At 36.1% G+C, this 13,871-nt stretch carries 17 protein-coding genes and 1 riboswitch; of the genes, 4 read left to right on the top strand and 13 right to left on the bottom strand.

Translation table 11 applies throughout. The annotated features are described in order from the left end of the window. Window positions 1–113 precede the first annotated feature (113 nt). Window positions 114–668 carry a hypothetical protein gene (locus Q0Y84_RS05185; protein ID WP_297951476.1) on the bottom strand — a complete coding sequence of 185 codons (555 nt, stop codon included), beginning with the start codon at window positions 666–668 and terminating at the stop codon, window positions 114–116. A 101-nt stretch (window positions 669–769) separates the two neighbouring features. On the opposite strand from Q0Y84_RS05185, the gene Q0Y84_RS05180 reads away from it, so the two are divergent. Then, window positions 770–1,414, top strand: coding sequence for a Crp/Fnr family transcriptional regulator (locus Q0Y84_RS05180; protein ID WP_297951475.1), 645 nt, complete (start codon window positions 770–772; stop codon window positions 1,412–1,414). A gap of 3 nt (window positions 1,415–1,417) precedes the next feature. On the opposite strand, the gene Q0Y84_RS05175 is transcribed toward Q0Y84_RS05180, so the two are convergent. From Q0Y84_RS05175 to Q0Y84_RS05140, 8 genes are all read right to left on the bottom strand, one after another. Further along, window positions 1,418–3,346: a copper-translocating P-type ATPase gene (locus Q0Y84_RS05175; protein ID WP_297951511.1), complete on the bottom strand. Its 1,929-nt coding sequence runs from the start codon at window positions 3,344–3,346 to the stop codon at window positions 1,418–1,420. Further along, a complete protein-coding gene (locus Q0Y84_RS05170; protein WP_297951474.1) occupies window positions 3,346–3,633 on the bottom strand; it encodes a cupredoxin domain-containing protein in 288 nt (95 codons plus the stop codon). The genes Q0Y84_RS05175 and Q0Y84_RS05170 overlap by 1 nt, the downstream gene beginning before the upstream one ends. Beyond that, the gene (locus Q0Y84_RS05165; protein WP_297951473.1) at window positions 3,633–4,010 is read right to left on the bottom strand and encodes a cupredoxin domain-containing protein; all 378 of its coding nucleotides are present in this window, start codon (window positions 4,008–4,010) and stop codon (window positions 3,633–3,635) included. Before Q0Y84_RS05165 ends, Q0Y84_RS05170 begins: the two co-directional genes overlap by 1 nt. A gap of 11 nt (window positions 4,011–4,021) precedes the next feature. Further along, window positions 4,022–4,462 carry a CopY/TcrY family copper transport repressor gene (locus tag Q0Y84_RS05160; RefSeq protein ID WP_297951472.1) on the bottom strand — a complete coding sequence of 147 codons (441 nt, stop codon included), beginning with the start codon at window positions 4,460–4,462 and terminating at the stop codon, window positions 4,022–4,024. 108 nt (window positions 4,463–4,570) lie between these two features. Further along, entirely contained in the window at window positions 4,571–5,299 is a 729-nt protein-coding gene (locus tag Q0Y84_RS05155) for a DUF4097 family beta strand repeat-containing protein (protein WP_297951471.1), read from the bottom strand. A 10-nt stretch (window positions 5,300–5,309) separates the two neighbouring features. Further along, the gene (locus tag Q0Y84_RS05150; RefSeq protein WP_297951469.1) at window positions 5,310–5,666 is read right to left on the bottom strand and encodes a helix-turn-helix transcriptional regulator; all 357 of its coding nucleotides are present in this window, start codon (window positions 5,664–5,666) and stop codon (window positions 5,310–5,312) included. A gap of 142 nt (window positions 5,667–5,808) precedes the next feature. Continuing rightward, complete coding sequence (locus Q0Y84_RS05145) at window positions 5,809–6,063, bottom strand: hypothetical protein (RefSeq protein ID WP_297951468.1); 255 nt, start codon at window positions 6,061–6,063, stop codon at window positions 5,809–5,811. A gap of 99 nt (window positions 6,064–6,162) precedes the next feature. Beyond that, a complete protein-coding gene (locus tag Q0Y84_RS05140) occupies window positions 6,163–7,467 on the bottom strand; it encodes an NCS2 family permease (protein WP_297951467.1) in 1,305 nt (434 codons plus the stop codon). Between the two features lie 94 nt (window positions 7,468–7,561). Continuing rightward, window positions 7,562–7,659: riboswitch (purine riboswitch) on the bottom strand. A gap of 116 nt (window positions 7,660–7,775) precedes the next feature. Here Q0Y84_RS05140 and Q0Y84_RS05135 point away from each other — a divergent pair. Further along, entirely contained in the window at window positions 7,776–8,549 is a 774-nt protein-coding gene (locus Q0Y84_RS05135) for an HAD family hydrolase (RefSeq protein ID WP_297951466.1), read from the top strand. A gap of 138 nt (window positions 8,550–8,687) precedes the next feature. Here Q0Y84_RS05135 and Q0Y84_RS05130 read toward each other — a convergent pair whose 3' ends face one another. Then, the gene (locus Q0Y84_RS05130; protein WP_297951465.1) at window positions 8,688–9,998 is read right to left on the bottom strand and encodes an NCS2 family permease; all 1,311 of its coding nucleotides are present in this window, start codon (window positions 9,996–9,998) and stop codon (window positions 8,688–8,690) included. A gap of 184 nt (window positions 9,999–10,182) precedes the next feature. On the opposite strand from Q0Y84_RS05130, the gene Q0Y84_RS05125 reads away from it, so the two are divergent. Continuing rightward, window positions 10,183–10,908, top strand: a complete 726-nt coding sequence (locus tag Q0Y84_RS05125; protein WP_297951464.1) for a MerR family transcriptional regulator — start codon at window positions 10,183–10,185, stop codon at window positions 10,906–10,908. Window positions 10,909–10,935: 27 nt separating this feature from the next. Here the strand turns inward: Q0Y84_RS05125 and Q0Y84_RS05120 are convergent, their stop codons facing one another. The 3 genes from Q0Y84_RS05120 to Q0Y84_RS05110 all read right to left on the bottom strand — a co-directional run bounded on the left by Q0Y84_RS05120 (window position 10,936) and on the right by Q0Y84_RS05110 (window position 13,170). Continuing rightward, window positions 10,936–12,123, bottom strand: coding sequence for a CPBP family intramembrane glutamic endopeptidase (locus Q0Y84_RS05120; protein WP_297951463.1), 1,188 nt, complete (start codon window positions 12,121–12,123; stop codon window positions 10,936–10,938). Further along, window positions 12,095–12,430, bottom strand: a complete 336-nt coding sequence (locus Q0Y84_RS05115; RefSeq protein ID WP_297951462.1) for a hypothetical protein — start codon at window positions 12,428–12,430, stop codon at window positions 12,095–12,097. The genes Q0Y84_RS05120 and Q0Y84_RS05115 overlap by 29 nt, the downstream gene beginning before the upstream one ends. Window positions 12,431–12,531: 101 nt before the next feature. Next, the gene (locus tag Q0Y84_RS05110) at window positions 12,532–13,170 is read right to left on the bottom strand and encodes an IS30 family transposase (RefSeq protein WP_297951461.1); all 639 of its coding nucleotides are present in this window, start codon (window positions 13,168–13,170) and stop codon (window positions 12,532–12,534) included. Here Q0Y84_RS05110 and Q0Y84_RS05105 point away from each other — a divergent pair. Further along, on the top strand, window positions 13,148–13,786 hold the full coding sequence (locus tag Q0Y84_RS05105) for an AAA family ATPase (RefSeq protein WP_297951460.1): 639 nt from the start codon (window positions 13,148–13,150) through the stop codon (window positions 13,784–13,786). The genes Q0Y84_RS05110 and Q0Y84_RS05105 overlap by 23 nt on opposite strands. Window positions 13,787–13,871: the final 85 nt, after the last annotated feature.

Genomic DNA, 13,871 nt, shown 5'->3' with positions numbered 1-13,871 from the left:
ACATCTCCTTTGATAAATACTTTACATAATCCATACCCATGCTATCAAAAAATAAGCAAATATGCAAAAAAGAGTCCGTAATTACAGACCCTCTTTTCGTACAATTGCTTATTTTAGGCTTTTTCAATCTCACCAGCAGCAATTGGTAGAGTTGTATGAGCATCGTAACTCATTACATCACCAGCAACACTTGCAGGCAATTCAAGACTTGCAGGCACACCGTGAACGTAAACTACGCGCTTGTCTAATCGTAAATCACGGCTACCAAAGGCATCTGCAAACTTAGTTTGAAGTTTGTCAAGTGGGACATCGATATCGTATTCATAATGGCCATTAGCATCTGCAACAGGATAGCCGTCGTGTGGAATGTTCATATCTTGTGGTGCGTCGTCTAACGGCACCATTGTTGTGCCGGAGACTGGTTCGGTTTCTGGTAGGTCGATGAAACCATCATGGTTAACGTCTTGAGCTGAAGTTGGTACATGAGCTTTTTTACCGTCAGCGAAGCCATGAAAATGTTCCCAGTGTTCAATATTGGCTGGAGTGTCAAACATCTCAACGTGAATATGTAAGTTGTCACCATTTTCTTCAAAAGTAGCGGTACCGTGAGCTTTGGTACCGATCTTGTCAGCATTTAAAGGTGTAATATGTGCAATATACTTAGTCATAAATAAAACCTTCCTTTCTACTCTACTTGTATTGTCATCTTCATTATAGTAGGATGTTAGAAAAATTACTTGATTTAAGTCAAGAAATGGGAGACTTTTTAATGACACATTCACCAGTAGCATGTATTAGTAAGGCAACAATTTTTAATAATCTTCCAGTAAAAATGATTGAAAAATTGGTGCCAATTTCAACGCATCAAGAATATTTCCCTAAAGGCAGTATTATTCGCCAACCAGGCGATGGCAAGGATGGGATGATTTTCTTAGATCAAGGCAGTGCTAAGATTTATAGCATCAATGAAGATGGCAAGGAGACTGTATTGGGTATTTTAAACAAAGGAGATGCTGACGGCCAACAGAATCTATTTCGAGATAATATCCAAGAAAATTTTATTGAAGCATTGCAAGATACCTATGTATGTTCCATTGAGCGACAGGATTTTCAAAAATTATTAAAAAGAACACCAGATTTGGCCTTAAATTTGCTTAACAGCTTTGGTGAGCAGTTGGTCATAATTGAGACTAATTCTATTCGACGTAATTCAATGAATGCACAAGAGCGAATAGTGGCTTATTTGAAAGACTTATCTAAGAAACAAGGAAGCAATGTAATTGAATTAAAGTTAAAAAAGAAAGACTTGGCTTCGTATTTAGGGATTACTCCTGAAACATTAAGCCGAAAATTAAAAAAATTGCAAAAAGAAAACCGGATCAAAATATCCGGTCGAAGAATTATCTTACTTTAAAGCTTAAGCTGCTGTACCAGCTATTTTTGTTTTGTTTAACAAAAGTGAACTAGTGACAACTGAAACAGAAGAAAACGCCATAGCTAAGCCTGCAAGTTCAGGACTAAGCTGCACGCCAAAAGCCATGAATAAACCCGCAGCAATTGGAATGCCAACCGTGTTGTAAATCAAAGCCCAGAAGAGGTTTAATTTGATTCGATTGAACGTCTTCTTAGATATTTCTAGTGCTCTGACAACACCCATTAAGTCGTTTTGAACAAGGACGATACCGCCAGATTCAATTGCAATATCAGTACCTGATCCCATAGCGATTCCGACATCAGCTGTAGACAATGCAGGTGCGTCATTAATCCCGTCACCAACAAATGCTACTTTATTGCCTTCATCCTGCAATTTCTTAATCTCAGCAGCTTTTTCGGTTGGCAAAACGCCTGCTATAACTTGATCAATACCAACTTCGCGCCCAATTGCTTCGGCAACATTTTGGTTATCACCTGTAAGCATGACGGTCTTTAAGCCATGCTCTTTCAGTTCTGCAATTGCTTGCTTAGAACTTGCTTTAGGTACATCTTGAATTGCAATCAATCCAATGATGTCACTACCTAGGCCAACATAAACTACAGTTTTAGCTTCTTTTTGTAGTTGAACTGCCTGACTCTTCATTTCCTGGGAAATATTTATATCAGTAAGCAACTTATCACTACCAACAAAAGCTTCTTGATCATTATAGTTAGCCTTAACACCGCGGCCCTCAATAGCCGCAAAATTTTTAATCGGTTCAATTGTAATATTGGCTTCTTTTGCTGCTTTAACTACAGCAGTTGCTAAGGGGTGTTCAGAGTTTTCTTCTAAGCTAGCTGCAATAGCTAAAACTTTGTTTTTATCACCTACAACATTAGTAACTTGCGGTTTACCAACAGTAATCGTACCAGTTTTGTCGAAAACAACGGTATTAATGTCACTGACTTCTTGAAGTACTTCACCATTTTTAATCAAAACACCCATCTTGGCACTACGTGCTGTACCAACCATTAATGCAGTAGGGGTAGCTAGACCTAATGCACATGGACAAGCAATTACAACGACAGATACTGCAAACAGGATTGCACTAACTAGGCTGGCTCCTAAGAAGACATACCAAACAATGAAAGTAATAATCGCAATGATTAAAACAGCTGGGACAAAGATATTAGAGATCTTATCAGTTAAATTTTGAATTGGAGCGTGACTAGTCTGTGCTTTTTTAACCAAATCAACAATTTGGGCGAGCATTGTATCACTACCAACCTTGGTAGCCTTAAAAGTAAAAGTACCATTAGTATTAATAGTTGAGCCAACTACATTATCGCCTTTTTTCTTAGTGACTGGCATACTTTCACCAGTAACCATTGATTCATCAATGGTGGTTGAACCGTCGAGAATAACGCCATCAACTGGAATCTTTTCACCAGGTTTTACGCGAATCGTATCACCAGGTTTAACTTGGTCAAGGGGAACCTTAACGAATTCACCGTTACGCAATACTTCGGCGGCTTTGGCTTGTAAGTCAACTAGCTTAGCTAAGGCGTTAGAAGCGTTATTATGCATTTTTTCTTCCATTGCGTCGCCAAGTAAAACGAAGATCGTTACATAAGCGGCACTTTCAAAGTAAACTTCGCGGCTGGTGAACATGGCATAAATGCTGTAGAAGTAGGCCACAGACGTACCAACTGCAACTAGAGTGTTCATGTTGGCGTTATGATGCTTAAAGGCTCCCCAGGCACTCTTCCAGTATGGTGCAGCTGAGATCGCCATGATAATTGTTGTTGTAACAAAAGCAATCCAATTATATCCAGGCATCATCCAGTGAAATGGCATGGCAATCATCTGAATGAGCATTGGGATTGAGAGTATAAAGGAAATCCAGAAGCGTTGAATATTAGAAAGTTTCATCATTTAACCACGATCTTTCCATGAAACATATCCATCCCGCAGGCATAATTGTAAGTACCAGGCCTATCAGTTGGAATATTAATCGTTACTTCTTTTTGACCATCAAGTTTTTGGTCAAAATCTAAATCTTTAGAAACAACTTCATTCATACAGCCCATATTATCTGATGGAATAAATTTAAGTTGAGCCGGCTTACCTTGCTTGAAGGTAACTACTTCTGGCTTGTAACCATGATTTTCTGCGTTAACGACAACTTTTTTAGTTTGATTTTTTGAAAAAATACTCATTATTTGACCTCAATCTTCCCATGAAACATATCCATCCCGCAAGCGAAGTTATAAGTGCCTTTTTTGTCAGTTGGAATTTCAATTGTAGTAATTTTTTGTTTAGTTAAATCTTTATTTACGCCAAGTTGTTCAAAGACAACGTGTGATAAACAGGCAGTTGAATCTTGCATGTCAAAGTTGACTTTAGCAGGAACACCTTGCTTAAGGACAACCGTAGCTGGGGAATAGCCTCCGTTAACCACAATATTTACCTCTTGAACGCCTTGATCAACATTGGCAGTACCAACGGCTTCTTCGTGTTTGCCGAAAAACCACCAAAGAATGAAGCCGATTAAGGCAATGGCAACAATAAGAATGATAATTTTTGAAATACTCATTTTTAATTCTCCTAGCAAAAGTGCTTTTTCCCTGACAGACAATTGCAAGGAACATGTTCAGGAGCACTTTTTTCTTTCTCGTTAATTTTTTGTTTTATTTTAGCTAAATCACTTTTGGAAATAGGCGAGTTAGCAAGCAATTGTAGTAAAACTTCACCTTTATGCATATCGCACATGCGATTCAATAATTCTTGTGCTGCCTCTGTCATTACTTGAGTCTGATTGATTTTAGCAGAATAAATAAAACGTCGACCCTCTTTAGAAGTAGCAAGTAAATTTTTGTTAACTAAGCGGCGTAACAGCGTCTTAATGGTAGATCCTGACCATTCTTTTTTAGCTTGCAGTTCTTGAATTATTTTAGTTGAACTAACAGGTTCAAGGGTCCAAATAATCCGCATAACTTCCCACTCACTATCGGAAATTGTACTTTCTTTTTCTTGAAGAGTAACCATCTTTTCCTCCTTTTGTTTACAAATGTAACTATACACTTAAAATCTACATTTGTAAACTTTGATGCGATAAAAAAGCATGCTTTTGCGCATGTTTCTCAATTTTAAGATTTAATTATTTACTTTAATGTCGCCATCATCGCTATTTGCAATTAAGACATTCTTACTATGTAAATTTTGTTGGTAAGAGCCACCATCATCATCGTTATAATTGTGATGACGATAGGTAACATCCCCATCGCCGGAGCTCAAATTTACGCCTGGAGCATTACAATTTTTGATTGAAATATCGCCATCATCAGATATGGCTTTGAATCCAGAAATTGAATGCAATTTCTGGATTTGAATATCTCCATCGTCAGAATCGATTGAGCCGTTTGTTACATTAAAGGAATCAGCATTGATATCACCATCATCACTATTAAGGATCAAATTTTTGGCCTTTACTTGACCATAACAACTAATATCACCATCATCAGTGTTGATTTTGATTTTAGTCAATTGCTTTTTAGGTAGATAGATAGTCAAATAGTTATTTTCGTTGTTGTTAATATTAATTAAAACATGATGATGATCACGAATAATTAATTTGCCATTTTTAACTTTAACTAGGGGCTTTATTTTTGTACCACCATGATAAATGACTTTAGGATGATTGCTTGCCTGTAAATTGAAATTTAATAAACTTACATCGGCATCAATTTCATCGAAGTTTTGTTGAGTCATGTTTTTCTTGATTGTAGGTCCAATATTAGTGTAATGGTGTGGGATAAATTGACAGCCAGATAAACTAACTAATATTGTGAATAATAAGGTAATTAAAAAGATTTGTCTTTTCATTTTTTTACTCCTATGAAAAAGCTTCAATAATTTCAGAAATAGCATCACCGATTAATGGTAAAAGAATAAGGATAATCCACCAATATTTTGCTAAAAAATCCCAAAAATTAAGATGGGTAGAGGGCGATTTTTCTAGAACGACTTTTTGAACATTTTTATCTTTACCTAAGATCAAATTATCTAGAGAGATATCAAATAATTCACTCATGGTTACTAAACGATCAATATCTGGTAAAGAACCGCCTTTTTCCCATTTAGAAACTGATTGGCGAGAAACATTTAACTTTTGTGCAAGATTATCTTGAGTTAATTTAGCATTTTCGCGATAGTTTTTGATGCGTTGACCAATTGCTTGAATATCTATCATTCATTTTTACTCCTCATTTGAAAATTCATAACTTAATATTGGCTTTTTTCGCTAAAAATGTCGAGCAAATATTAGCAGAATCTTGTCAAATGGTGTTTGCTTTTTGTCAACTTGAATTATTTTATGTAAAAAATTATCGAATTTAGTGAATTAACAGACTAATTGTTAGCAATATAATCATGATCCAGATGGCATCAATTAGATATACTAAAACTTTAATCCAGATCTTTTGATAAAGCTGGCCAGTTTCAAAAAGAAAATATAGAGCTATCCCAGCTAGAATTACTGCAAAAGTAGTTGCAGAATTATTGTGAATATTCAAATAAAAGAAACTTCCTGCAACAGCAGAGGTAAGTAGGGTGCCGATAATCCAAAGTGCTTTCTTGTTTAAGTTCATTTTACTCACTCCAATAATATCGTTTCATGTGAAACTTGATATGGTCATGATAACGAAAAATGTCGGCTAAGCAATAAATGTTAGCCGACATTTTATTCTTTATAAATTCGTTACCAAGAAGAATATAACAAATACCACAAATAAGATGTACATCATTGGCGTTACTTCTTTGTAGCGCTTAGAAGCAATCATCGTAATTGGGTAAGCGATCAAGCCTAATGCTAAGCCGTCTGAAATTGAGTAAGTCAATGGCATTCCTACTACAGTAAGAAAGGCTGGAAAAGCAATTTCAAACTTCTCCCAATCGATTTTCTTCAAGTTGCTGGCCATCAAAACACCAACAATAATCAAAGTAGGAGCAGTAACGGTAGTTGGGATAACTTGCAAAAGTGGACTGAAAATCATACTGATAATGAAGAAAATCCCCACAAAAATTGCAGTTAAACCAGTCCGACCGCCCATGGCAATCCCAGCACTTGACTCAACAGAAGTACCGAGTGGAGCAGTACCAAAGACTGCACCTTCAACCATCGCGGTAGAATCGGCCAAAAAGGCACGACCAATCCGCGGAATTTTACCATCTTTATCAACCATGCCGGCTTGTTCTGTCATTCCGATTAAAGTACCAGCAGTATCGAAGAAAGTAACCAAGAGGAAGGTTAAAACAACCATCCAAAGTTGAGCAGTGTTGATGTCTTTAATGTGGAAAACAGCTTGGCCAAAAGTTGGTGCAATACTTGGCGCACCAGAAATGATGCCATGAGGCAATGGAATTTGTCCAATCAGCATACCAAAGATAGCAGTAACGATCATCCCAATAAAGATAGAGCCAGGGACATTCATCGCCATTAAAACAACAGTTAAAATTAAGCCAAACAAAGTAATCCAAACTGCAGGATTGCTGAATTTACCTAAGGTAACTAAGGTTGAATCACTGTTGACGATCAATTGCCCATTTTTTAACCCGATAAACGCAATGAACAAACCAATTCCGGCAGAAATTGCATATTTCATGTCTTGAGGAATCGCGTTGACTACTAATTCACGTAGCTTAAATACAGTAATTAAGATGAATAAAATAGAAGCAACTAATACTGCAGCCAGAGCGGTTTCCCAAGAAATATGCATTCCGACACATACGTTATAAGCGAAAAAGGCACCACTACCTAAGGTTGGTGCTAGGGCAATGGGATAGTTAGCGATGAATCCCATCAAGAAACAACCAATTGCCGTAGCTAGAGCAGTTACGGTAAAGGCAGCACCTTTAGGGATGCCAGCTGCGTTTAAAATATTCGGGTTAACAAATAGGATGTAGGAGAGACTGACAAACGTGGTTAATGCAGCGATTAACTCGCGCTTCACAGTGGTATGAGCATCCTGTAAATGAAAGACTTTATTCAACAAACTCTTTTTTCCTCCTCATGTAGAAATAATGTTTTGAGAAAACAAAAAGACAACTCCTACCACAACTATAGTATGGTAAAAGCTGCCTTACAAATTTATGACCTCAATTACCTATAGTCCTGAATTTCTGGTTCAGGGTAGAAACTGTCGACCTTATTTCGACGATATATAGATATAACTTTAGTCGTATTCTAGCAGAGTTTGATTTTTAACGCAATGAGGTGAAGGTAAAAGAGATACATTTCCTAGGAAATGTGAAACTGAATTATAATAGTTGTAGGTAGAAAGTTATATAAGAGGAAAAACTGATGAATAAAATAAAAATAGCTTTTTTTGATGTAGATGGAACTTTAGTTGAAAAAGGTAAGCCAATTTCTTCTAAAATTATCGAAACGCTAAAGAGACTGAAAGAGAATGGCACAATGATTTGTATTTCATCTGGTCGCTCACCCAAGCAAATATCCAAGTTAGATGTAAAATTTGATGCATTGATAACTTTCAACGGCTCATATTGTTTCAATGAAAAAGAAACGATTTTGAACACCCCATTAAAAAAGCAGGATATGGAATTAGTTGTTAAAAATGCTAAGAAAATTAATCGGCCAGTAGCTGTTGCCACCAAAGATCGGATAGCTGCTAATGGAATGGATGAAGACCTAAAGGAATACTTTGCTTTTGGTGGTACCATTCCAGCTATTGCTGAAGACTTTGATCAGATCGTGGAGAAGCAAACTGTTTATCAAATGATGGTCAGCTGTCGTAAGAGCGATTATGATGCACTTATGCAAAATGTTGATGACGCTAAGATTACTGCTTGGTGGGACAGGGCGGTAGATATTATTCCAGCAAGTGGCAGTAAAGGTGTAGCGATTAAAAGAATGCTAGATTATTACCAAATTCCTGCTAGCAAGGCAATCGCCTTTGGTGATGGCGGTAATGATATTGAAATGCTAAAAACGGTTGGCTGCGGCATTGCGATGGGTAACGCTACGGACAATGTGAAGAAAATCGCTGATGATATTTGCGGCAGTGTGCAAGAGGATGGCATTTATACTTATTGCAAGGAACACAATTTAATCTAAAGAAGGATTGATTAATGCCGGTCCTTTTTTTAGTAATCACTATTTTCATCATAATGAAAAAACCAAGTAGACTATGCTACTTGGTTAGATGGGGGGTATCTATTAATGTAAAAGTAAGATAGGGTTTATAAGATAGAATTATTTTACATTTAAAACAACGAAGTAAACGACAAAGACAATGAACAAGATCCACATCATTGGCGTTATTTCCTTTAAACGCTTGGCTGCGATCATTGATACAGGGTAGACAATCAAACCCCAGCCAAGGCCATCTGAAATTGAATAAGTAAGGGGCATCCCCAATGCAATGAGGAAACAAGGAATAGCAATTTCAAGATCAGTCCAGTGAACATGGGCTAAGTTTTCAGCCATCAATACCCCAACAATGATTAGGGCTGGAGCGGTAACTTGGGTAGTAAAGACGCTCAAGATGGGACTGAAGATAGTGGAGATCAGGAAGAAAATTCCTACCCAGACGGCGGTTAAACCGGTACGCCCACCAACAGCGATCCCGGCACTTGATTCAACAAAGGCACCGACAGGTGAGGTACCAAGAACAGAACCGACCAACATACCACTGGAATCAGCTGCTAGAGCTTCACCAGCACGTGGCATCTTGTTGTCCTTCATCAGACCTGCTTGTTGAACCAAACCAATTAAAGTTCCAGTAGTATCGAAGAAAGTAACTAGCAAGAATGTAAAGACAACGATCCACATTTGAACGGTATTAATATCGCCAATATGGAATACTGCTTGTCCAAAAGTTGGAGCAATGCTTGGAACTGAAGAGATAACGCCTTTAGGCATGGGAATTTGACCAATCACTATGCCAAAAACAGCAGCGGCGATCATTCCGATGAAGATGGCACCTGGAACTCTGGCAATCATTAAGAAAATAGTAATGATTAAGCCAAAGATAGTGATCCAAACAGTAGGGTTGTTGAGACTACCAATAGTAACTAAGGTAGAATCACTATTTTGAATCAACTTACCACCTTGCAAACCGATAAAGGCGATGAATAAGCCGATACCTGCGGAAATAGCATATTTAATATCGGCAGGGATGGCATCAATGATCATTTCACGTACCTTAAAGACAGTTAACAAAATGAATAGAATTGATGCAACGAAAACAGCTGCTAAAGCAGTTTGCCACTTAACCTTCATACCAAGACAAACAGTGTAGGTAAAGAAGGCGTTTAAGCCCAAAGTTGGTGCGGAAGCAATTGGGTAGTTAGCGATAAGCCCCATCACGATACAGGTGAAGGCAGCCGACAATGCAGTAACGGTGAATAGAGCACCTTTATCCATACCGCTGGCACCTAAGACGTTGGGGTTAACGAACAGAATGTATGACATACTTACAAAAGTAGTGAGACCAGCCAATAATTCTGTTTTAAAAGAGGTATTGTTCTCTTTTAGATGAAAAAACTTGCTGATAGAATTCATTTAGTCCTCCAGAACTCGTATAATATGAACATTCACTTAAAATTATAGCTAAATAGTTAATTATTTCAATAAAAAATTAACAAATTTATTCGAATTTTGTGCTGAATCCGTTTTATTTATCAAAAATCTTGACCTTTACCTTGCGTAAACCCGTATATTTAAATTAGAAAGTAGGTGAAAAGTAATGTCAGAAAAAAATGGAATCGGTGAAGTTGCTAAAAAGTTGCAAGTAAGTACGCGCACATTACGTTTTTATGATCAAAAAGGATTACTTAAACCAATTAAGGCGGAAAATGGTTATCGCTTTTATAACGAGAATCAAGTGCAGCAATTACAGGTAATTATTTATCTAAAAGAATTAGGCTTTTCTCTAGCTAAGATAAAAACATTATTGCAGGCTGACCATGCGCAAGAATCGTTGGCTTTATTGGTGAATGCGCAATTGCAGAGTAATAATGAAGAAATAGAAAAGTTTCAGGTGCAACAAAAGCAACTTCATGATTTGCAAAAAATACTAACCAAACAAAGTAATTTAGAATTAACTGACCTTACGAAGATGATGACTAATGAGACTATTTTAAAGAAGCTCAGAAAAAGAATGCTGGCTTATGGTTTATTGTTAGATGCAATTGAGATTATAGGAATTATTTTAGCTTTCTATTTTGGCAAGCGGGGAAATGATATTGGTGTAATTGCTTCAGCTGGAATAATGTTACTCGTTGTTGTATTTGGTGCATTTAAGCTAAGTCAAAGCTATTACAAGGCGGTAGCGTATGTCTGTCCGCATTGTGGTCATACTTTTGTTCCATCGTTTAGAACGTTCATGTTTGCGGCACATACGCCAAAGATGAGAAGACTGCGTTGCCCTAATTGTCATGAAAAATCCTATTGTTTGGAAGTAGGGCGGTAATATTTCCTGGGGAATGAAAGTATTAGCTTAATCAATTGCTTTTTGTATATTATTATTAATCAATTGCCTGGTTTCCTTAAATGAAAGAAGTAAAATACTTGCTAGGAGTGGTAAAACAAAAATCAGTATATTTGTAAGCATACCGTTACAATAGTTAGATAGTATACCCATTCTTAATGAGTAAGCAGAAGTATTAGTAATGGAAAAACCAATGAGGTCATTTAAAAAGTGAATTGCAATTATTAGCCATAATTTACCAGTACATAAATAAATAACAGCGAATAGACAGCCCATACTAAAAGTGGTGATTATTTGCGTGCTCAAATCATTAAGAGATATGTGATTTAATAAATTAGGCCAATGTCCGACACTAAAAATAAATGCACTGCCTAACGTTGCTATCCATCTTTTATACTTCATCTTGTAAGTAGCCAAGAGCAGTATTGAGATATTGAAAAAACGCTCTATTTCTTCCATGAAGCTGGGAGTAATTGCTTTTAAAACTGTAGTAGTATTAATATTTAAACTAGTTTGAATAATATCTTTCCAATTAAAAAAAGCCTCACTTAAGGTCGATCCCATGTTGCCAAACTGATTAAAGCCTATGAGCCAAATTGAAAAGATAAGTAAAAGTAGTACAAGCAACGCTTGAGCTATATTCATATGAGCTATAGTCAAATTCCACTTGAAATTTATTTTCCATTCTTTTAATATCAAAATGGCTAAAATAAAGAATGAAATTATATCTACTATCCTATAACTCAATAAAGCATCAATTATGTTGTTTCCTACTAATGGGAAAGCTAGTAGTTCATAACTAATCATTAAAGCCTGAACAGAAATTAATCTTAAGAACCAATTATCAATCTTTTTGTAATTTAGCATTGCCAAAGGAAAATTGATAAAGAAGCTAACAAGACAACTAAGGCAGCCTATTAAAGACAATGAAATTATATTTAGCGAACCCAAATATTGAATAAACTTAATTGCTAAGTATCTAAAAATAAAAGGCAAGGTAGCAATTTCTAAGAAATTATAACTTAATTTGACTATTTTTATTTTAGGATTAAATAGCGAAGCAATTAAAATTAATAGAGCAATAGTAAATATAATGTAATTAATTGTAGTATAGGATTTTCCTAATATTAGATAAATAAAAAAGATAATATTTAATATTAATTGTAGATTAAATATTATCTTCATTTTTGATGGCATTTTTAATGTCTATGCCCCTTTCTTGGCTTTCTTTTAGAGTGATGAAAATGGTGAGAAGGAGAACCATTACTAATGTATCCCGGTGAATAGAAATGGTCAAACTGGTTTGGGGTGAACCTGGGGCACCTACAATAGGATCTGTAGGAAGCACGGAGGATACTGCTGTCATCACATTATATTGAATACCAGAGAATTGTTGACTATTAATTGATGTAGTATCTGCTAAAGTAGTTTCAGAAGCTGTAGCTAGTAGTTCTAGTCCTAATGTTGCTACAATAGCTAAACCTAAGATTTTTTTGCACTTCATAATGTTTCATCTCTTTCTTATTTTTTTATAATTTTAGTAACCTTTGCATTTAAAGTCAATAAGTAAATCGCAAATTGCAATAATAAATTGAACACTTTTGGTTAAGCTGTTTGATAGATTTGATCCAGTTCTCTTTCAAAGATTTCATCTGGTGTATGATAAGCCAATATCTTTCTTGGCAAGGAATTACACCAAGTTTCAATGTTAATGATTTGTTGGAGAGAATAGTTATGGATATAGTCGCCTTTAGGAATGAATCTGCGAATAAGCCCATTATGTCTCTCTACAGTTCCTTTATCACAAGAAGTATATGGATGAGCATAATAAACCAAGGTTTTGGAAATATCTTCCAGCTGAGATAGATCTGCAAATTCACCCACAGCAGTGCAGCGATTACTGCAGACATCAAGTGACCAGTCATCTTCAAAGAAGTGCCGTTGAACGTAATCAATAAATTTGTGCTTTTTGAGAAAGTCAGATTTGCGACCACAGTGCTGACGCTGGTTTTGATAAACGCTTTGACCTTGCTGGGCTTTATAACGTTTGATATTGCCGTGATACAGCTTAACGGTTCCTCGCTTAATCTCATAGTGAATTGTACTAGGAGAGCGGCCAATTTCTCGTGCAATGGAGCGTAAAGAGCAATGATCTTTTAAACGAGTTTGAATAATGACCCATTCTTCGAGCGATAAATGAGTTCCTTTTTTGCGTTTGTCCATGATAAAATGTAGTGAGTCCATTTTGACCTCCATAGATGTTTTTGTGGTTATTAACATTCTATCAAACAGGTCCAAATGGACTTTTATTTTCTACAAAGTGTTCAAGTTAATTTTACAATCGGCGGCCAATTTTATTTATATAAATTTTGAAAATTTGCAATATGAAACGTTGGTAGATTATAGGAAGCTAAATCAAGAGCTTGTAAAACGAATCGAGCAAATTGAGGGCAAAGCTTATCTTTTTCTTGATGAGATTCAAAAGGTAGCTTTTTGGGAGAAGACGATAAATTCCTTACGTGCTAGTTATGATTGCGATACTTATTTAACTGGGTCAAATTCTCAACTGTTGTCTGGTGAACTAGCTACTGAAATTGCTGGTCGTTATGGTGAAATTAAGGTTTCTGTTGGTTTAAATGATAAGAAAGAAATTGATTTTGTTGCACAAAAGGGCAGTGACAAGCGTTATTATCAAGTAACTTATATTCTTGGTAGTCAAGCAACAATAGACCGCGAATTTGTTGCATATGATGGCATTGCAGATAATTATCCCAAGTATGTCCTTTCAATGGATAAATTTGACATGAGTCGGAATGGAATTATTCATCAGAATATTATTGATTTTTTATTGCAAAAATAAAGCATACGAAAAAGTGTCTGGGAAAAAACTAGCTCCTAGACCATAATAATAGGACGATCAAAATTCTTAAGTGAGTTTTGATCGT

This window comes from uncultured Lactobacillus sp., assembly GCF_947367125.1.
In the GTDB taxonomy this organism is placed as follows: domain Bacteria; phylum Bacillota; class Bacilli; order Lactobacillales; family Lactobacillaceae; genus Lactobacillus.
This window is presented reverse-complemented; position numbering and strand designations above follow the sequence as displayed.